Here is a 20,468-nt window from a genome sequence, read left to right on the forward strand (position 1 = left end):
TGATTTCATTTTTTCCTGAAGGTTTTTTTAAACGTGAAAAGTTCACACAGTATTAGTTTCCGGATTTTTGCACGTTGGGCCGAGTTCTCCTATCAGAATGCTATCTGGATTATTCTGCTCGTATTGTTATTGACTTCGCTGAGCACTGTTTATACAGTCAATAATCTTGGTGTTCATACCGATACGACGGACATGCTCTCCGAGGATGTTCCTTTTCGTGCCAATCATATCCGTTATAAAAAATCATTTTCCCAGTATGAAGATACGTTCTTACTAGTACTAGACGCTCCAACACCTGAGCAAGCGCATCAAGCAGCTAAACGCTTTACCAACTATCTGCAAAAAGATAGCACGCAATTTTCCAATACATACTATCTAACCGGAGAACCTTTTTTTGAGCAGAATGGCCTTTTTTTCAAGAACCTGTCAGAGCTAGGCCGAATTACCGATTATTTGGCAGCAGCACAACCATTGGTTGCGCGCATAGCTGAAAGTCCTACACTTTATACATTTTCTTCTGTTCTCACAGAAGCCGTTGATGAATTGCGCGCGGGCCGTCAGTTAGAATTGGAACCGGTATTTAATGGGGTCAGTGCAACACTGAACGCACGGCTTGCCGGTAAATCCCGCGCGTTATCCTGGCAAGCATTATTGGGTGGTGAAGCGCAGAAAGAAACTTATCAGGAATTGATCATAGTACAGCCTAAGCTCGATTATTCTCAAATATTTGCTGCTGAAGAGCCGATCAATGCAATTCGCATTGCTGCGCAGGATATGGGATTTACTCCGAACGCTGTTGAAAAATTGCGCATTACGGGTGAAGTAGCGCTGGCTCACGATGAACTCCTCAGTGCAATGCATGGAGCTCAGGATGCTGGAATATTGGCATTAGTGCTGGTGGCTTTGGTATTACTCATTGCATTTCGTTCTGCCGGGGCAATAGTCACAGTGATACTAAGTCTGATTATCGGCTTATTACTGACTGCAGCATTTGCCACCGCTGCTGTGGGGCATTTGAACTTGATTTCTATAGCATTTGCTGTTTTATATATTGGCCTCGGTGTTGATTATGCCATTCATTTTTTGTTGCGGCATGAAGAACTCAGGAAGCCTGATCAGTCTGTTTCAGAAGCATTATATAAAGCTGGTGGTGATATGGGGCAAGCACTGCTGATTTGTGCAATCACCACTGCGATTGGTTTCTATGCTTTTATGCCAACCACTTATGAGGGAGTTGCAGAACTGGGTCTGATATCGGGGACAGGTATGCTGATCAGCTTTTTGATTACGATGACGCTAATTCCTGCCTTGCAAAGGTGTTTTCCAACCCACGTTAGAAAATCATCAACTTCGATTCAATCAATCAATAGCGTTCTAGATCTACCCAGACACGCGCGTAAATTGGTATACGGCGTAACAATCATCGCAATTCTAGCTTCCGTCTTGGCTTTGCCACACATCAAGTTCGATTATAATTTGCTGAATCTGAATAATCCGCATGCGGAGTCAGTTCAGACCTTCCAGGAGTTACTGAGAAACACGGAAGATTCACCATGGCATATTAATATTTTAGTTAGTAATATCCAGGAAACAGGACACATCGTGCAACGTCTGAGAGCGCTGCCGGAAGTAGAAAAAGTAATTAGCATGCTTGATCTGGTACCTCAAGAACAGGAAGCAAAAAGTTTGTTGATTGAGGAGATGGCAATGACGCTCGGTCCCATTTCTTTTTCCTCTACGGCATTTCTGATTCCAGACCATCATACTGTTCCAGAGCAGCGAATGGCTCTGGAAAAATTAAATACTGCATTAGACCGGTTTATCGGCGAGAAACCGGGGCATCCTTCTGAAGCTTCTGCCCGGGCGTTGCGTGCATCCCTGTCTAATCTACTGGCTGAGCTGGATAAGCGTACGATGCAAAATGACCAGGGAGGAGAGCAATTATTACGTGCGGCTAATCATGATTTACTCAGTTTGTTGCCTGGTTCAATTAAACGATTGCAACTGGCATTGGCAGCGCAGCCGTTTACGCAAGAGGCATTACCGGCATCAGTGAGCTCGCACTGGCATACGAGCGATGACGTATATCGCATTGCGGTTTACCCGTCAGAAAATATTAATGACAATGACGCATTGCGCAGATTTGTGCATGCCGTGCAAAAGATAGCTCCCACTGCGACCGGTGTGCCGGTAATCAGTCTGGAAGCGGGTGAAGCGGTAGTGGATGCGTTTATTCATGCTTTCTCGCTGGCGTTGCTGGGCGTCATAATTACACTATGGATGATGCTTAGAAGTGTTTCAGCGACCGTGCTGGTATTAATACCGCTATTATTGGCGGCTCTATTCACAGGTGCCTGCACGGTTCTGCTAGGGCTGCCGTTCAATTTTGCCAATATTATTGCTTTGCCGCTGTTACTGGGTATTGGTATCGACAGCAGCTTGCATATGGTCCACAGGAGCCGTAGCACCGGCGCGGTTTATGAGAATTTATTGCATACCAGTACTGCGCGTGCCATTTTTTATAGCGCACTAACAACGCTGGTGGGTTTCGGCAGTCTGGTGTTTTCCACACATCAGGGTACCGCCAGTATGGGATTGCTTTTGACGGTTGGTTTATTTCTAACCCTGGTTTGTGTACTGATAATCCTGCCGGTTTTGTTGCATTCAGCCGGTGAAAAAAAAGAGAGTATTGTTTAGTTATTACTCCGGTTTAGCCGCTTCAACGCGCGTTAAAGCCGCAGCAAAGAAGCCGTCAGTTTGATGCAGCAGAGGGGATAGCTGTAAGAATTCGCCGGTATCCAGCGGTATCTTTTGCTGTGCCAGTAACTCGGCACAGTTTAGCAAGCTATACTGTGGATGTGTGTTTAGAAAATCTTGCACTACTTGTTGATTTTCTTCCGGCAAGAAACTGCAGGTTGCATACACCAGCCGCCCCCCTGGTTTGAGCAAGCTGGCGGCAGCGGAAAGAATAGCAGCTTGTTTTGCTTTAAGCTCATCAATACTCTGCGGGGATTGGCGCCATTTTAAATCCGGATTACGTCGTAATGTTCCGAGACCACTGCACGGCGCATCAACCAGTACCCGATCTATTTTTCCTGCCAGCCGTTTAACTTTGATGTCGTTCTCATTCGCGATGCGTTGTGCGTGCAGATTGGATAAACCCGAACGCTTGAAGCGCGGTTTCAGATTACTCAATCTTTTTTCAGAGATGTCAAAAGCATAAAGACGCCCTTTTGAATTCATCAAGGCACCCAGTAGTAGCGATTTGCCACCCGCTCCGGCGCAGAAGTCGACAACCATCTCACCCCGCTTAGGTGCCAGCAAGTATCCGAGTAATTGACTGCCTTCATCCTGTACTTCTATTTTTCCGGATAAAAAGAGTTCATGGCGGTTGATCGCAGGTTTTCCGGTAAGCCGGATCCCGCAGGGGGAATAAGGTGTTTCCTGTGCTTCAATCCCTTCCAGGCTGAGCGTTTCGAGCACTTGATTACGTTTTCCGAGAATAGTATTCACCCGCAGATCAAGCGGTGCGGATTTTTGTAAGGAAAATCCTAGGTTGAGAATGTCTGCATCCGCCATGAATTGCTTTAATTTTTCTACCAGCCATTCGGGAAATTCTGCCTGAATCGCCAGTGGCAGCGTATCTAATTTGATGGCTTTGATTTCTGCTAGCCATTTTGTTTCAGATTCGCTGATAAGCGGTGCCAATTCACGCAAATTCATGCCATTAAATTTTACTAAATAGGCTAAAACCAGTGAGCGAGGCGTGATGCGTTCTGTCAGGCTTTCAAGAAAAAAGCGGTGGCGTAATATGCCAAAGACTGTCTCTGCAATGAATGCGCGATCTTGTCCACCCAGTAGCGGGTTTTCCCGGAAGAAGTGCCGCAGAATTCCATCGGCGGGATATTCCAAAGGAAGTACAGTTCTTAGGGCAACAATAGCTGAGTCTAGCTGAAAAGGGGTTAATTGCATTGATTTCCTGGCGTGTGTTTGATCAACTGGAAGAAACGTTGATTAAGTTTGTCTATGATGCGTACTTTTTGACCGATCTGCTTAATGATCGGCTTTATAGCTAATGTTAATTCCGGTAACCATTTTCTCGATTTCGCGGCCATTTTCTTCGACGGATACGATGCGAACAGGCAACATGTGATTGTTGGGCGCAAGCCATAGTTTTCTTTTCACTTTGGCATTTTTATTTTCTTGCCGGGTTAGTACGATCGTGTCTATTTCACCGATGGGTGTTTGGAGAATTTCCTTTGATACCGCATAGTGTGCTAATTGCAGGCTACGCCCATCGGTGACATGTTTTTCCACATACTGCTTAGGTAGGGGGGCAAACATAAAGTTGTACGATAAGCTGAGGCGATCCAAAGTACCTTCGAGTAATCTTTTCTGCTCCTCTTGTCCTTTATGCTGCAGCGTTATGATATGTTTTTCCCAATCAAAAATAGCCACACTGGGTGCTTTTTTTCCACGCTTCTCATAAGCGCGAACGGGCCGTAGTCCCTGTTTAGTAATGGTTCCTTCGCTATGGCGTACGATACTATTGGGTTCTATGATTTTAAAAACACCAGTAGCTTGCGCTTCACTGTTAATCGTATAACTATGTATACCATTGACATGTTTGATTTCCATCACTTCATTAATTTCTCCTTGACCGATATCCGTTGTAACGGCGTAACTGATTTCAATGCGCGACGGTATATCCGTAGCAAATACTGAAAAACTGAGTATCCACAACAGAACAATCGATGGTAGAAATTTCATTCGGGTAGTCCTGGTGAATAAAGCGCTATTTCACGAACACTGGAGTCTATCACTTCAACGTGATTCTCAGTAAATCGGATTTGATCTTCCATAAACCAGCGTACGGCCTGAGGGTAAATACGATGTTCCTGCTGTAAAACCCGGGCTGCCAGTGTTTCCTCAGTATCTTCGGGCAATACAGGAATAGCAGCCTGAATCACAACCGGCCCATGATCCAGCTGTGCAGTGACAAAATGTACGGTACAGCCATGTATTTTGATCCCTTCTTGCAGTGCTCTTGCATGCGTTCCCAAACCTGGAAATGCGGGTAATAATGAAGGATGAATATTCATTAATCGGCCTTGATAACGTTGCACAAAGCGATCGCTTAGTATACGCATGAAGCCAGCCAGTGCAATCAGTTTGGGTTGGCAAGCGTCAATTTTTTCTGCCAATGCCGTATCAAATGTTTGCCTATCTGGAAAAGTACGATGATCGATGACGATGGTTTTGGCACCATATTTCCGGGCGATTTCCAACCCTGTTGCATTCGGATTGTTACTGATTACCGTGATGCGATCTGCCTGAAATCCCGCTTCCAATAGCGCCTGCATATTACTGCCGCGGCCGGAGATTAGAATGACCAGTGATTTCATGATACCGTTGGATGCATAACCATTTAGACTAAAATGGTCGCCGCCTGATTGTTTATGCGTGATTTAATTTTACCGATCTGCCAGACGGTTTCGCCGGAGGCACGCAAATTGCGCAGAGCGTTTTCCGCATGATCAGGCGCCACTACGATTACCATGCCAATGCCGCAATTAAATACACGCGCCATCTCATGATCCGCAACATTCCCCTGTCGTTGCAGCCAGTGAAATAACGGCGGCATTTCCCAGGCATCTTTCTGCAAAACGGCCATGAGCTGATCCGGCAAAATACGTGGTACATTTTCGATCAATCCGCCGCCGGTAATGTGCGCCAGGCCTTTAACAGGGAGCTGTTTGATCAGCTCAAGTACCGGTTTTACGTAAACGCGCGTCGGCATCATAATAGTGTCAGCGAGCGTTTGGCCATGGAAATCCGTAGATAAATCTATGCGGTTATTTTCAATAATCTTGCGAATCAACGAATACCCATTGGAATGCGCACCACTCGATGCGAGACCCAGCACAATATCGCCTGCTTGTATCGTGGCGCCGCTGATAATCCGGTTTTTCTCAACAATACCGACAGCAAATCCGGCAAGATCATATTCATCGTGCGGATACATGCCCGGCATTTCAGCCGTCTCACCGCCAATCAACGCACAGCCCGCCAGCTCACATCCTTTGGCAACACCACTGATCACCGCAGTCGCGGTTTCCACATTTAATTTGCCGCAAGCGAAATAATCCAGGAAAAATAAAGGCTCCGCGCCTTGCACCAATATGTCGTTAACACTCATCGCCACCAGGTCAATGCCAATGCTGTCGTGCTGATTGAGCTGAAAAGCCAGTTTAAGCTTGGTGCCCACGCCATCCGTACCGGAAACCAGAACGGGATTTTGATATTTCTTGGAAATTTCAAACAACGCACCAAAACCGCCAATCTCGGTAAGCACCTCGGGGCGTAATGTACGTTTCGCAAACGGTTTAATATTCTCAACTAAACGATCCCCTGCATCAATGTCTACACCGGCATCGCGATAGGAGAGTTGGGTTGTATCAGGGTGATTAGAATTGGATGAAGTCAAGTCGAGTTCTCACGCGGTTACAAAATGAATGCTGCTCTCAGATTGTGATTTTACCGCAAATGAACGATGTGCATGCTGTGGATATATAAAATCGATTAAATTGGTGTTTTAGGTTGTAACAGTGATGAGAGCAATAGAGTGAGAAATCGCTCCTTATCCAGATTAATCTATGGATTTGTATATTGCTTGAATTTTATATATTTGTTTTTGATAAAAAAGATGCTAATTCCTTCTGGCATTCTCGCTGATGATTCCTGAACTTAGTTAAAGCTGAGTTCGTAGTTAGCGATTTATTCAAGTGGCTTTGATTATCTGCTGTCAGGATGAATTAAGTAAGCTTCATTAATTTTATTACACTTCAGCCAGATGACTGAAGTGTAATAAAATTCCAGATCACTTCTAATCTCTATCGACACAAACAAAATCAATACGGCTATCTTCTACAGTCGCATCCGGTGCATCAGCAGTTTTCTTCTTGGCTAGGAAGTAGAAAGTATGCTGATTTGTTCCAGCGGTACCATTCGTAGAAGTCAAATTCTTAAATGAAACATTGGTGCTGACCGGTTGAGTATTGATATCATCTACACCACTGTTATCGACAAAACCAAGCGTACGCTCTGCAGTTCCATTTGTGCCTGGATTTGTGTTATTTCTCGTGATGGTGAATAAATACTGTTTCTCCGAAGCAGCTCCTGGGTTTGTTACATCAGCGCTTGCAACGACCATGCAGTCATTGGTACCCACACCACCATTTACAGTATGCGTTACGCTAATTAATGAGGTCCAAAGAACATTATCGGTGAGAACAACATCCGTGACTGTTCCGCCGCCATCCACTTCATCATTGGCAGCAAAAATTTGTGTGGAAAAAAAGCCTAAATACAAGGCCAGCAATAATTGAGTTACAGAGCTATTTTTCATCATTTTCTCCTTTGGATTGTAAAAATTAAAACTACTGTGCGCGCGGCCCCGGTAAAAAATATTTTCTTGTTGTAGGGAAGAGAATAAAGACTCAAAACGACTTCCGCTGTGGTAATAGTCACAGATGTTGTTAGATTAAAAGCAGTAAAAATTCCGGTATGGCAAACTCGTGCCAGAGGAATATTCTGATAGTAAGTTGTCCATGATGCGTGTGGATCTAAATGGGTGGTTTTATTGAGCCGAATATTGCAAATAATGTTCTTTCAAGAGCATTGCTTCGTCGATTGAATTTGTTTCTCCTTTACGTCAAAATCCCGCCGCAGTATCAGGAGCCATCCGGGTCTGCAAATGGCGATGATAAATCACACAATTAGTACGTATTTTTAGCAGCAAGAAAAAACTGATGAGGGTATGATCAACGCTAATTTTGTTGCTGCGATACCGCCGTTGAATGGTATTAACTTTTTCTTTCCGGGAACACGTAGATTTTAGCCTCCAGCTTAACTGGCGGTTTTTTTCAATTGCAGAGGTCGTTCATGTCTTTCAGTATAGCCAACCTGTTATCACAACATCGCACGGATAAATTCGACCTGCACGAGCGGTATCTGAATGCTCAGATGGTCAGAGTGCTGAAAACGATTGGTTATGACCGGAACTATGAGCGCGCTGCCGGGCAGTACTTGTATGACGAAAATGGAAACGAATATCTTGATCTGCTGAGCGGTTTCGGTGTTTATGCGTTTGGCCGCAACCATCCGACCATTGTCAATGCTTTGAAAGAAGTATTGTCACTCGAGATGCCCGATTTGGTGCAAATGGATGTGTCGATTTTGAGCGGTTTACTGGCCAAGGAGATTTTGACCACGACACCGGACAATCTGGAGCGAGTTTTCTTTTGCAATTCGGGCACGGAAGCGGTTGAAGCGGCGATAAAGTTTGCGCGTTACGTGACCAAGCGCAATCGGATTATTTGTTGTGATCACGCTTACCACGGTTTGACGATGGGAGCTTTATCGCTGAACGGCGAGCAGATTTTCAAAGATGGTTTTGGCCCATTATTGCAAGACTGCGGTTCGGTCCGGTTCAATGATCTTGCCGCTTTGGAACAAGCACTCAGTAGCCGCAATGTGGCGGCGTTTGTGGTGGAGCCGATTCAAGGCAAAGGCGTGAATATCCCGGATGATAACTACCTTCCCGAGGTCGAGCGCTTATGCAAGAAATACGGCACATTGTTTGTTGCGGATGAAATTCAAACCGGGCTTGGACGCACCGGTAAATTTTGGGCGATTGAACATTGGGGTGTAAAGCCGGACATGATTTGCATGGCTAAGGCGCTTTCCGGCGGTTTTGTTCCGGTCGGCGCGGTGGCTATGACGCAGCAGATCATGGATTGCGTGTTTAATCGTATGGATCGCGCTGTTGTGCATGGTTCCACCTTTTCCAAGAATAATATGGCGATGGCCGCTGGTCTGGCCAGCCTGGAAGTGATAAAAGCCGAGAAGCTGGTTGAGAACAGTGCGAAAATGGGTGCTGAAATAATTAGCAGAATAAATGCGCTAACCGGTCAATTTGAATTTCTGAAAGAAGCACGCGGCAAAGGCTCAATGATTGCGGTTGAGTTCAAATCACCGAGTAGCCTGACACTCAAAGCTGCCTGGATGATGCTGGAAGCGGCCAACAAAGGCTTATTCTGCCAGATGATTACCATTCCGCTATTTAAAGAGCACAGAATCTTGACCCAAGTGGCAGGGCATGGCATGAACGTGGTTAAGATACTGCCACCGCTGATACTGACTGAAAAAGACATCAATCACATCATTAGCGCTTTTACCAAAACAATTGCGGATACGCATCAAGTGCCGGGTTCTATTTGGGAACTGGGTAAGAATCTCGCGGGTCATGCGCTAAAAGCAAAAGCGGGTTAGACAAAACATGAGTACTGAACGCTCCGACGATATCCATTATCTCTGGTGGTTGATGCTGGTTTGCGTGACGGGCGGGCTGATTTACCTGCTCAGTCCGATATTGACCCCGTTTCTGCTGGCTGCAGTGATTGCCTATATCTGTAATCCGATGGTGACTTTTTTAGCTGGGAAAAAACTATCGCGCACAGTGGGTGCAGTGCTGGTGATGTTTTTGTTGCTCGGTGTTTTTGCAGCGCTGATCTTAATTATGGTGCCTTTATTCGAAGAGGAAGCGAGGCGAGTACTGGCTAAGATGCCGGTTTATCTGGACATGTTCAAGAATCATGTGGTTCCCTGGCTGGAAACAAGATTCAACATCAGTTTGCAGCCGGATATGAATGTGTTGAAACAGGCCGTATCAGAACACTGGAAGAGTGCAGGGGGGGTGGCCGCAAAGGTGCTGCCTTCTTTGACCAGCGGCGGGATGGCGATTGTGGAATTTGTGGTGAATCTGTTGCTGGTGCCTGTGGTATTGTTTTATATGCTGCGTGATTGGGATATGTTGCTCAAGCTCGCCGATGAAATGATCCCGCGCTACTGGCATCACCAGGTTTCCTTGCTGGCGCGTGAGACGGATCGGATTCTGGCGGAATTCTTGCGCGGGCAATTATCCGTCATCGTCCTGATGAGTATTTGCTACATCACAGGTCTCTGGCTGGTGGGATTGGAATTCGCATTACCGATTGGATTGGTAGCCGGTATTCTGGTATTTGTGCCGTATCTCGGCATGATCGTCGGCCTGACGCTGGCGACCTTTGCGGCATTGATGCAATTTCAGGGCTGGAGCGGGATAATTCCGGTATGGATTGTGTTTGGCGCGGGTCAATTGCTCGAGGGTATGTTGATTACACCCTGGCTGGTGGGTGATCGGATCGGGCTGCACCCGGTCATGGTGATTTTTGCGTTATTGGCATTCGGCCAGTTATTCGGTTTCTTTGGTATCTTGCTGGCATTGCCGGTCAGTGCCGTGCTGCTGGTTTGGCTACGCCATCTTCATGAGCGCTATCTGGGGAGCAATCTCTATAATTCATAGTCGCGGGCATTTGCGAAGCGGGGCTATGCGTATTGAGCGATCACAATGAAACAGCTGCTGTTGGACATTAAACCCTCGCCACTTCCTGCATTGGAGAACTTTCTGCCGGGGCGAAACGTTGAGTTGCTGCACATGCTGACAAATATTCTGTCCAACCATGAAAAAGAACGCTTTGTTTACCTATGGGGCGGTTTGGGGTGCGGTAAAAGCCATTTGTTACAGGCAACGGTTGCGGCCTATACACAAAAAAACTCAAAAGCGGTATATTTCTCCGCTAAAAAACCGTGCGAATTTTCTGTGGATAGCGATATAGATTGTGTCGCAGTTGACGATATCGACTGTCTGGATGCATCAGCCCAGATCGGATTATTTAATCTCTATAACCAGTTGCGCGATGAAAGTCAGGCATTTCTGCTGGTCAGCGGCTCGGCTGCACCGGCATACTTGAATATGCGGCAGGATTTGGTGACGCGCTTGGGATGGGGGCTGGTGTATCAGGTGCATGAATTAACCGAAGAAGAAAAAATACAGGCGATGAAAAGTCATGCCGTTGCTTGTGGTTTCGATTTATCGCAGGAAATTTGTCTTTATTTGTTACGGCATGGACGGCGCGATTTGCCGTCATTAATGATGACACTGGATGCACTGGACCGGTATTCTCTGGTTAATCAGCGTCAAATTACCATACCTTTATTACGAGAATTATTACAGGTGGCTTCATGAATTTAGCATTATTTGATTTGGATAACACATTGATTGCGGGTGATAGTGATTTCCAGTGGGCGCAATTTTTGATTGAAAAGAAAGCATTGGATCGTGAATTGCACGAAGCCAAGAACATCGAATTTTACGAGCAATACAAAGCAGGAACGCTGGATATTCATGAATTTTTGGATTTTCAGTTGAAGCCGCTGGCGCGTCACTCACGTGTTCAGCTGGAAGTATGGCGCAGCGAATTTATGTGTAAGAAGATTATGCCGCTGATTGCGCCGGGCACGCGCCAGTTGATTGAGCGGCATATGCTGGATGATGATCTGTGCATCATCATTACCGCCACCAACAGTTTTGTCACAGCGCCCATTGCACAAGCATTAGGTATCAGCCATTTGATTGCGACCGAACCGGAAGAAAAAGATGGCGAATTTACCGGCAAGGTGTCAGGCACGCCTTCTTTCAGGGAAGGGAAGATCGAACGGCTGGAAAACTGGCTGGATGCGCATAATCTAACCTGGTTATCCTTCCTGCGCAGCTGGTTTTATAGTGATTCCCTCAACGATTTACCGTTGCTCAGCAAAGTGACGCACCCGGTCGCGGTAGACCCGGATGCCACGCTGAGAAGCCACGCAGAAAGAAATAACTGGCCGATTATCAGTTTGCGTTGATGAAGTGGATTGGTGATTGATTGTTTAAGGAAGTGCTTTTGTCAGACTGATGAGAGGAGGATGGCGGAATGTCGAGACGCAACCGAGCCCTTCGCGCTTCTGAGCTCTTTGTTTGTTGTTAGATAAAAGCCCGAGAGCTAGTGCTTCCGGGGATCTCACTGATAACAAAATACCTTTTTAATCAGTTACAGTGCTATCATCGCGATTGTTCGTGTGGGTATCTAAATGCACTTAACCTTTTGATTTATCATAATCTTGTCGTGCAGTGATTGTTCATTCATGATCACTAACTCTGGTGATTTTTAACTGAAGCACACCAATGTTATTAGAGTAGCGCCCATTCATGTCATTTGCATAAAAATAAAGTTCTCCGGAATGATACATAGTTATTGGTTCAGAATTTGTATCTAATGGGGCAAAGCTGTTTTCGTCGTTTTTACCGACTGAACCAACTAAAGCATACCAATTAGCTTTAGTTGATCGCTTAAGAAAACTAATAAAATGACCAAATAAATTATAACCACCTTGCCAACCAAGTCGGGGGTCGGATGATTTTACTCGGCCATCCTTCCAGTTCTCTGTAATTTCTGTAACTTCAAAGAAATATCTTTGCCGTTCTTGAACCATAAGCCAGCTTCTATTCCATGGCCTACAAGCACAAACTTCGATAATATATGAATCGCCTTCTGTTAATTCAGTTACAACTCCAACTGATTGTGCCAGTTTACATTTTGTTTCAGATTCACATTTATCTTCTTTTTTCAATAAACCACAACCACCAAGCAATGCAAACACAAAGAAAATAATGTACTTGATATAGTTAGTTTCACTCATAAGTAAGTAGATTTTATCTAAAGAATTAATAAAATTTGCACATTCATAATTTTATGGAAGGGCTGCATGAGAAAATAAATTTAATTTAAATCATGAGTCTACTTTGAGAGGAGCTCTGGTGGTGAACCATTGCAATGCTTTTGGGGATTCAATGCGAATACAAATATATCTTCAAGCCTTCTATTATCTTTCTGTTCATTCTGGCAGAATTTCGATTCTAATCCCCAGCTTGCACCCGCAGGCTGGTTTGATGTCAGTAATAAATGCGCTGCATGTTCTAACAATAAATCGTCATCATCGCTAATAACATAATTTGTTCCTATTTTCTTTAATTTTTCATATAAATTACTCGGATCATTTATTTTGTATTTCTCGAAACTAGACAATTGACTGAGGCTTACTGGAAAATAAGTAAATTTTCCCCTTGTTTCCTTCTTCTCCCTTTCATCTCTTATATCAGTAATAGCTTTGATTGCAATTTGTTCAGCTCGCCGTTTGTTTACGAAATGGATTAAGTTAAGTGACTCCACTCCTAATACTCCAACTCTGAGAGGAAAGTTGAGACTAAAAGGTTGTTTCTGAAGAAAGCTAGATTCTTGCGCAATCTTGTGGGGATAAAATAAATCGTATTCATCTGCATCAGCATTAATAGAAAGGATTACTAAATTATCCAGATTACATTTATCATTTTGTTTTATATCTTTTCGAGCGCTTAAATGCAACACAAGATCTGTGATGGCTGATAATCCAGAATTATCATAAATACCTCCATCTGAAACGTGAATCCGCTCTGAGGTCTCATATAATTCTTGCTGAACTGGGCGGTATCCATACTTAATCAGTCTTAATGGCTGTAAACCAAGAGGAAAAGCTGCGCTAGCCATTGCTGCATATGCTAAAGGCATTTTTTTGGGTGTACTGTTAATTTCTTCTAGTGTAGATGCTGTTTGAAGTGCAACATTTTTGTTGCCATTTTCGTCATGGAGATCATGACGTACTGTTCTAATAAATTCTTTTTTATTTGGAAGATTAACGTAGCGTTGCGTAAATACAAAAGGAAGCCCAGTTTCTAGATTAGTCGAATTAAAAAAAATTCTTGGTGTCGCAGGAATTTCAGATAGCTTCATTAGTGCAGGAAGATAAAGTTTTAAATAATCCTCAAAATGTAAATTTTTTTCTTCCTTTGAAATTTTTTTCTCATTTAAAAAGCTCAGACCATTTAAACCGCCGGATAAAACATCCAAATAGTCTACATTTGTAAATGTAGTCAATATTGGACCAACAAACAGATTGAAGGGACTCAGATACCACATCGCTGAGTAAAGGCCCTGCTCATGTCCTTTAAGTGGAAATTTCTCCAATATCTGAAAAAAAACAGATCTATTTAAATCATATGGATTTAAACTTGAAACCATCTTAGTATTCTCAACATGTTGTAGCTTGTCGGTATCTAATAGTAATTTTAGTCGCGCTACTTGATAGGCATAAATTGAGCCACCACTAACAGACGAAATAACGTGGATCCTGTCAATTAATGGAGCAATTTCTCCTTTTGCTAAGGCTTCCCAATTCAGTGTGTTGTACTTTTTCTCCAATGAAGCCATCGTGTGCGTAGCTAATGCTGTTGCGCGCGCACCTCCTCCAGAAATTGCCACAAAAAGAAGCGCATCGTCACTTGTGTTGCAAAGATCGTCAAAATTATCAAATCCTAAATCTGCTATTTTTATAGCATCATCTGTTTTGTCGTTGTTTTTACAATGAGTTCTTTGAGAAAAAGAATCTGGATCACTAGAAATCTCAAGTAGTCTACATTTATCAAAACTAGACATTTTATTGTTAATCGGTTCAGATAAATTTCCCAAGTCAATTGTAAGCGGCGAACTAAAGGCAGCTATTGGTATTGGAACAGTGGAGAAGGTTGTCTTAAAAGCACTACAGCTTATTAGAGTCAATGAAAATAAGATTATGAAGAGTATTCTAAAGGCCATAAGGATTAACTAGAAAATTTGTAGATTAGATTTTGAAGTGCAATTGTTTTTTAGCATAGCGCATGTAGCAGTTGAGGGAGGGCCGTTGCGAATTATTCAACATTACCCTAATCCTCCCGTCTTAGTTGCGGAAACAGAATCACGTCGCGAATACTGGGACTGTCGGTCAATAGCATGACCAGACGGTCAATACCAATGCCTTCACCTGCCGTGGGCGGCAAGCCGTATTCCAGTGCGCGGATATAATCCGCATCGTAATGCATCGCCTCGGCATCGCCGGCCTCTTTGGCATTGGCTTGCTCTTGAAAGCGCACTGCTTGATCTTCCGAATCGTTTAATTCCGAAAATCCATTGGCAATTTCACGTCCGGCGATATACAGCTCAAAGCGGTCGGTGATTTCAGGGTTATTGTCGTTGCGACGTGCCAGCGGTGAGACTTCTGCCGGATAATCGACGATAAATGTGGGTTCAAACAGTAAATGTTCCGTGGTTTCGTCAAACAGTGACAACTGCAAACCGCCGATACCGTCGTGCGAATTAAAGTGTATGCCCAACGTTTGCAATTTATTGATCAGGAAATCACGATCCTGCAATTGCGCCTCAGAATATTCGGGATGGAATTTTTGAATCGCCTGGGTAATGGTTAAACGCGTAAATGGCTTCGCCAGATCGATTGCTTTGCCTTGGTAAGTGATCTGAGTGGTTCCGAGCACTTTTTCAGCCACGGTGGAGAACATTTTTTCCGTGAAATCCATCAGGTAAGTAAAATCCTGATAGGCTTCATAGAATTCCACCATGGTGAATTCCGGATTGTGCCGCGTGGAGATCCCTTCGTTGCGGAAATTGCGGTTTATTTCAAAAACTTTTTCCATACCGCCGACAACCAGACGTTTCAGGTAAAGCTCAGGTGCAATGCGTAAATAGAGCGCCATGTCCAATGCATTATGATGCGTGGAGAAAGGGCGCGCCGAGGCCCCGCCGGGAATCGGGTGCATCATTGGGGTTTCAACTTCCAGATAATCGCGTGCGACGAAGAATTCTCGAATTGCCTGTATCACTTTGGAGCGTATCGTAAACACCTTACGCGCTTCTTCATTCGTGATCAGATCCAAGTAGCGCATACGATATTTCTGTTCCTGATCGGTCAGCCCATGAAATTTTTCCGGCAGCGGGCGTAGCGATTTTGTCAGCAATTGCAAATCAGTCACGCGGATCGAAAGTTCGCCGGTCTTGGTTTTAAATAACGTGCCTTGTGCGCCGAAGATGTCGCCCAGGTCATGGTGTTTGAATGCAGCATGCACCGCTTCGCCGGTATGGTCATCCGAAATATACAACTGGATGCGCCCGCTCATATCCTGAATCGTAGCAAAGCTGGCCTTGCCCATGACGCGCTTTAACGCCATGCGTCCTGCCACTTTTGCAACAGTTGGTTGTTCTTCCAGTTTCTCTTTTGAGAATTCGTCGAATTGCTGATGGAGTGTAGCTGCCAGATGCTCGCGCCGGAAGGTATTCGGGAAAGCGTTGCCTGCTTGCCGCAATTCGGTCAGTTTGGCGCGGCGTTCAGCAATAATTTGATTTTCATCCTGAAGAGGGGCTGATGGATTTTCCTGGGTCATGTTATGTGTGTTAAGTGAAGAGATTGGATAGAGTTAAGCTTGTCATTTGAGCGGCAATTATACCCCTCAAGCAAGGGGTTTCGTTACCGAGTGTATTAAGGGCACCTCTAAAAATCCAAATTTCGTCACAACACTTTGTTGCTCACAAAAAATGTTTCCTTACATATCAGTTATATGCTGCGTCACCATTTTTTGCTCGCGCCTCGTTTTGTTTAGAACTCTGAATTTTTAGAGGCGCCCTTAATTCCTGAATTCTGATGGCCGGCTGGATTGAATTGCAATCGGCGTCAGCTTGCAACTTCGACCCGGTTTCTCCCTTTATGCTTGGCTATGTAAAGCGCTTCATCGGCTCTTCGTAATAGCAGATTTTCGTCCAGTGTTTCTGGTTCTGTGCCAATGGCCACACCCAAACTGATCGTGACGGGAATCAGCGTCTGATTGGCATTAATTTCCTCGCGGGCTATGGCATTGCGGAATCTTTCCGCGGCTTTCAGAGCACCAGCTTGATCATAGGGCGAAATAATCGCCAGAAACTCTTCACCACCATAGCGTCCGATGTATTCATGAGAACGGGCTGATTGGGTCAAGCGGCTGGCAATTTCGCATAACACCGCATCACCCGTGAGATGGCCGCAGGTATCATTAATGGTTTTGAAGTAATCAATATCAATCATGATCACCGCAATTTGCAGTCCGCCTCGTTTAGCACGCAGGATTTGTTTATGCAGGATATCAAATATGGCGGGGCGGTTGAACAAACCGGTTAAGGCATCATGTGTGACGCGCTGTTGTAATGATTTTTTCTGTGCGATGAGTTGTTTATTTAGTTTTATTCCTTTGTATAACTGAGTTTTCTCAAGAATGATCGCTACTTGGCTGGCGATTTGCAGGGATAAATCCTTATGCAGGTTTTTATAAATGCTTTTCTTGCGGCAAGAAAAGAAAACGAAACCAATGGGTTTTCCATCGGCAACCAAAGGACAAATGAGGCAGGAGCGAATGCCTTCTTTAATAATTGCTTGCGTGAGCCTGGATTCCGGGTGTTTTTCCAAATGTGCGGTTAAATCGTCGATGATCAGCATTTCGTTGATGTCGATGATTGCTCGCAAGCCACTGTCAGACATAGGGATTGCAAGGCCAGTGATTAATTCTTGCTTGTCATAATCAGCGCGTGACCAATGCAATTTAAGCTTACTTCCTTCATTCTCAAGTAAAGCCAAGCTAATCCGATCATAGGGTAAATGGTCCTGGAAGGATTCATAAATGTGGTTCAGTACATCGATCAACTGTAGATTGAGGTTGCATTCAACCATAATCCGATAGAGAGATTGGCTTCTTTCAGACTGTTTCTTGAGGTAAGCGGATAGTTTTTTGAGGGACTTACCCAGGTGGCCAATTTCATCGTCACCGATTGGAATGTCCGGTGTGAAATCGCCGTGCGCCATCGCTTCGGCTGCTTTACACAGAGCTGAAATTCGATCATTCTTTTTCATGTCTTTGCCACCGATGAAAATAATGTTGCACATTAAATCAAGACATTCATTTATCAGTATACGCTGACCACTGCATCAAACTTTGAGTATTCCTCAGATTATTAATTCATAGAAATAAATATAACGTATTGAACAAGGGAGTGGTTGAATAAAGAGACGGAACAATCATTTGAACGTATTTTCATGTGAAAATGCAACAACACGGGGTATTAACGCACTGTCAATGCTAGAATTCTCAAATTGTTGTTTACGAAACCAGAGGCAGGATAAAAGCGAGATGATTGGGATTTTAGTTCTTACACATGAAGATTTAGGGGATCATATGATTCGCTGCGCCAGTCATGTGGTAGGTATGAAGCCGCCGCAGTTGCTGCATTTGAGCGTTTTTCCACAGGATGATCCCGATGCCGTATTAACCAGAGCGCGTGAAATGATAAAGCAACTGGATAGCGGCGACGGGGTGCTGGTACTGAGTGATATGTGTGGCGCAACACCCTGCAACATTGCCAGCCGGTTAACGCAACCCGGTAAAGTGGAATGTATCGCGGGCGTCAATTTACCTATGCTGGTACGTGTGTTGACTTATCGTAATGAGCCGCTGCCTGTGGTGATCGAGAAAGGGTTGAGCGGCGGCCAATGCGGTGTCATGCATATTGGTACGGAGCCTTGCCATGCAAACTAAAGAAGTGGAAATTGTCAATAAACTGGGATTGCATGCGCGTGCATCTGCAAAACTGACCAAACTGGCCAGTCAATTCAAATGCGAAGTCTGGGCGACAAAGAATAATCGCCGCGTAAATGCAAAAAGTATTATGGGAGTTATGACGCTAGCGGCCAATAAAGGGTCGCGCCTACAGATCGAAACGACCGGTGATGATGAGGTTGAGGCGATGGCGGCGTTGGTGGCATTGGTTGAAGACTATTTTGGTGAAGGCGAATGAGCTTTATCCTGCAAGGAATTGGCGTATCGGAAGGCATTGCCATCGGGCATGCGCATTTGGCCGCACCGGCTGCTTTAGAGGTGATGCACTATCTGATTCCAAAAAATCAGATAGACAAAGAGATTGCACGCTTGGATAGTGCTTTTACTGTCGTTCGTAAAGAATTTGAGACGTTGCAAAAATCTGTCGCCGATGGTCATGCGCGGGCGGAGTTTAGTGCATTCCTGGACTTGCATCTGATGATCTTGGAGGATCCGACGCTTTCGGAAGCGACCCGGAACATGATTGTACAGACCCAGTGCAATGCGGAGTGGGCGCTGACGCAGCAAATGCAAGTGTTACTGGCGCAGTTTGAAGAAATCGAAGATGCTTATTTGCGCGAACGCAAAGCCGATGTGGTGCAAGTTGTCGAGCGTGTGCTCAAAGCGATGCTGGGACACCCCGGTTATTTGCCGGTGGCATCGAGACTGACCGGCGATAGTATTCTGGTAGCGCATGATCTGAGTCCTGCCGATGTCATGCAATACAAACAGCATCAATTTACCGCTTTCCTGACCGATCTGGGCAGTCAGACCTCGCATACCGCGATTGTTGCGCGCAGTCTCAATATCCCTTCTATCGTAGCGTTGCATCAGGCGCATCGGTTAATTCTGGAAAATGACCGCCTGATTGTGGACGGCACGCATGGCATAGTCATCGTCAATCCGGATAAGTATGTTCTGGACGAATACCGCCTGCGGCAAGGCCAGCTGGAGCTGGAGAGAAAAAAGCTGCAGCGTATTAAGAGCGTTGTTGCGGTAACACTGGATGGCACACCGATCGATTTATACGCCAACATCGAACTGCCGGAAGATATTGAACAAGTCAAAACCAGCGGTGCCACAGGTATCGGTTTGTTCCGCAGCGAGTTTCTATTTCTTAATCGGGATGACTTGCCGGATGAAGAGGAGCAATTTGAGGCTTACCGGACTGTCGCAGTCAAAATGCATAAACAGCCGGTTACTATTCGCACATTTGATCTGGGAGCGGACAAAAGTCTGAAAGGAACCGTACAAGTTGCGGCTAATCCGGCATTAGGGCTGCGTGCAATCCGGTTGAGTCTGGCGGAGCCGAGAATGTTTCATACGCAGCTACGCGCTATTTTGCGCGCGTCTCAATACGGCGATGTCCGTATTCTGGTGCCGATGCTGTCCCATGTAGCGGAAATTGATCAAACGCTGCATCTGATTGAATATGCGAAACAGACTTTGCGCGATGAGAAGATTCATTTTGATGAGCATATTAAAGTCGGCGGGATGATTGAGATTCCAGCGGCTGCGTTGAGTCTGAATCTCTTTATGCGAAAGCTGGATTTTTTGTCCATTGGTACCAATGACCTGATTCAATATACCCTGGCTGTTGACCGGATCGATGATGCGGTGGCGCATCTTTATGATCCGTTTCACCCAGCCATATTGTGGCTGGTTTCGCATATTATTCAGAGTGCCAATCACGCCAAAGTGCCTGTGTCGATTTGTGGTGAGATGGCCGGTGATAAGCAGTTTACCCGGCTGCTTCTAGGTTTCGGGCTGCAGCAATTCTCCATGTATCCGGCGCAACTGCTGACAGTGAAAAACCAGATATTAAAAAGCCATTTGCCTGATATTATTCCGCTGACACAAAAGATCATGAAAACGGACCAGCCGGAAAAGATGGCGGCATTGCTGGCCAAGTTGAATGATTAGAAAAACTCTGAAAGAGCCAAATGCGATCATGGTGCACTAGCCGATGGGTTTATCAGAGTTTTCCCTAGTGTATGCCAGTTTCATT

17 protein-coding genes are annotated in these 20,468 nt (G+C 45.0%); 8 read left to right on the plus strand and 9 right to left on the minus strand.

All coding sequences use genetic code 11. The features are described 5' to 3' along the window. Nucleotides 1-33: 33 nt before the first annotated feature. Nucleotides 34-2,697 (plus strand): MMPL family transporter, encoded by a 2,664-nt coding sequence (locus NIT79A3_RS02550; protein WP_013964699.1) that lies wholly within the window; start codon nt 34-36, stop codon nt 2,695-2,697. A gap of 3 nt (nt 2,698-2,700) precedes the next feature. On the opposite strand, the gene NIT79A3_RS02555 is transcribed toward NIT79A3_RS02550, so the two are convergent. From NIT79A3_RS02555 to NIT79A3_RS02575, 5 genes are all read right to left on the minus strand, one after another. After that, nucleotides 2,701-3,972: an RsmB/NOP family class I SAM-dependent RNA methyltransferase gene (locus NIT79A3_RS02555; RefSeq protein WP_013964700.1), complete on the minus strand. Its 1,272-nt coding sequence runs from the start codon at nt 3,970-3,972 to the stop codon at nt 2,701-2,703. Between the two features lie 81 nt (nt 3,973-4,053). Next, nucleotides 4,054-4,770 carry a DUF3108 domain-containing protein gene (locus tag NIT79A3_RS02560; protein WP_013964701.1) on the minus strand — a complete coding sequence of 239 codons (717 nt, stop codon included), beginning with the start codon at nt 4,768-4,770 and terminating at the stop codon, nt 4,054-4,056. Beyond that, nucleotides 4,767-5,405 carry a phosphoribosylglycinamide formyltransferase gene (purN, locus tag NIT79A3_RS02565; RefSeq protein WP_013964702.1) on the minus strand — a complete coding sequence of 213 codons (639 nt, stop codon included), beginning with the start codon at nt 5,403-5,405 and terminating at the stop codon, nt 4,767-4,769. Before purN ends, NIT79A3_RS02560 begins: the two co-directional genes overlap by 4 nt. 23 nt (nt 5,406-5,428) lie before the next feature. Next, a complete protein-coding gene (gene purM / locus NIT79A3_RS02570; RefSeq protein ID WP_013964703.1) occupies nt 5,429-6,487 on the minus strand; it encodes a phosphoribosylformylglycinamidine cyclo-ligase in 1,059 nt (352 codons plus the stop codon). A gap of 399 nt (nt 6,488-6,886) precedes the next feature. Continuing rightward, a complete protein-coding gene (locus tag NIT79A3_RS02575; protein WP_156796987.1) occupies nt 6,887-7,411 on the minus strand; it encodes a hypothetical protein in 525 nt (174 codons plus the stop codon). A gap of 533 nt (nt 7,412-7,944) precedes the next feature. On the opposite strand from NIT79A3_RS02575, the gene NIT79A3_RS02580 reads away from it, so the two are divergent. From NIT79A3_RS02580 to NIT79A3_RS02595, 4 genes are read left to right on the plus strand one after another with little or no spacing between them, the layout of a single operon-like run. Further along, nucleotides 7,945-9,333, plus strand: coding sequence for an aspartate aminotransferase family protein (locus NIT79A3_RS02580; protein ID WP_013964706.1), 1,389 nt, complete (start codon nt 7,945-7,947; stop codon nt 9,331-9,333). A gap of 7 nt (nt 9,334-9,340) precedes the next feature. Then, nucleotides 9,341-10,405 (plus strand): AI-2E family transporter, encoded by a 1,065-nt coding sequence (locus NIT79A3_RS02585; RefSeq protein ID WP_013964707.1) that lies wholly within the window; start codon nt 9,341-9,343, stop codon nt 10,403-10,405. Between the two features lie 45 nt (nt 10,406-10,450). Next, nucleotides 10,451-11,128 carry a DnaA regulatory inactivator Hda gene (gene hda / locus NIT79A3_RS02590; protein ID WP_013964708.1) on the plus strand — a complete coding sequence of 226 codons (678 nt, stop codon included), beginning with the start codon at nt 10,451-10,453 and terminating at the stop codon, nt 11,126-11,128. After that, complete coding sequence (locus NIT79A3_RS02595) at nt 11,125-11,787, plus strand: HAD family hydrolase (protein WP_013964709.1); 663 nt, start codon at nt 11,125-11,127, stop codon at nt 11,785-11,787. Before hda ends, NIT79A3_RS02595 begins: the two co-directional genes overlap by 4 nt. 273 nt (nt 11,788-12,060) lie before the next feature. On the opposite strand, the gene NIT79A3_RS02600 is transcribed toward NIT79A3_RS02595, so the two are convergent. The 4 genes from NIT79A3_RS02600 to NIT79A3_RS02615 form a co-directional block, all read right to left on the minus strand. After that, on the minus strand, nt 12,061-12,621 hold the full coding sequence (locus NIT79A3_RS02600; protein ID WP_041360090.1) for a hypothetical protein: 561 nt from the start codon (nt 12,619-12,621) through the stop codon (nt 12,061-12,063). 98 nt (nt 12,622-12,719) lie between these two features. Further along, on the minus strand, nt 12,720-14,450 hold the full coding sequence (locus NIT79A3_RS02605; RefSeq protein WP_041360092.1) for a patatin-like phospholipase family protein: 1,731 nt from the start codon (nt 14,448-14,450) through the stop codon (nt 12,720-12,722). A 266-nt stretch (nt 14,451-14,716) separates the two neighbouring features. Then, entirely contained in the window at nt 14,717-16,225 is a 1,509-nt protein-coding gene (gene lysS / locus NIT79A3_RS02610) for a lysine--tRNA ligase (protein WP_013964711.1), read from the minus strand. A gap of 287 nt (nt 16,226-16,512) precedes the next feature. Next, nucleotides 16,513-17,718: a diguanylate cyclase gene (locus tag NIT79A3_RS02615; RefSeq protein WP_156796990.1), complete on the minus strand. Its 1,206-nt coding sequence runs from the start codon at nt 17,716-17,718 to the stop codon at nt 16,513-16,515. Between the two features lie 277 nt (nt 17,719-17,995). Between NIT79A3_RS02615 and NIT79A3_RS02620 the strand changes: the two genes are divergently transcribed. From NIT79A3_RS02620 to ptsP, 3 genes are read left to right on the plus strand one after another with little or no spacing between them, the layout of a single operon-like run. Beyond that, the gene (locus tag NIT79A3_RS02620) at nt 17,996-18,400 is read left to right on the plus strand and encodes a PTS fructose transporter subunit IIA (RefSeq protein ID WP_013964713.1); all 405 of its coding nucleotides are present in this window, start codon (nt 17,996-17,998) and stop codon (nt 18,398-18,400) included. Continuing rightward, on the plus strand, nt 18,390-18,659 hold the full coding sequence (locus NIT79A3_RS02625; protein ID WP_013964714.1) for an HPr family phosphocarrier protein: 270 nt from the start codon (nt 18,390-18,392) through the stop codon (nt 18,657-18,659). Before NIT79A3_RS02620 ends, NIT79A3_RS02625 begins: the two co-directional genes overlap by 11 nt. Further along, a complete protein-coding gene (gene ptsP, locus NIT79A3_RS02630) occupies nt 18,656-20,383 on the plus strand; it encodes a phosphoenolpyruvate--protein phosphotransferase (protein ID WP_013964715.1) in 1,728 nt (575 codons plus the stop codon). Before NIT79A3_RS02625 ends, ptsP begins: the two co-directional genes overlap by 4 nt. The last annotated feature ends 85 nt before the right edge of the window (nt 20,384-20,468 follow it).

Origin of the sequence: Nitrosomonas sp. Is79A3 (assembly GCF_000219585.1) — a bacterium.
In the GTDB taxonomy this organism is placed as follows: Bacteria; Pseudomonadota; Gammaproteobacteria; order Burkholderiales; family Nitrosomonadaceae; genus Nitrosomonas.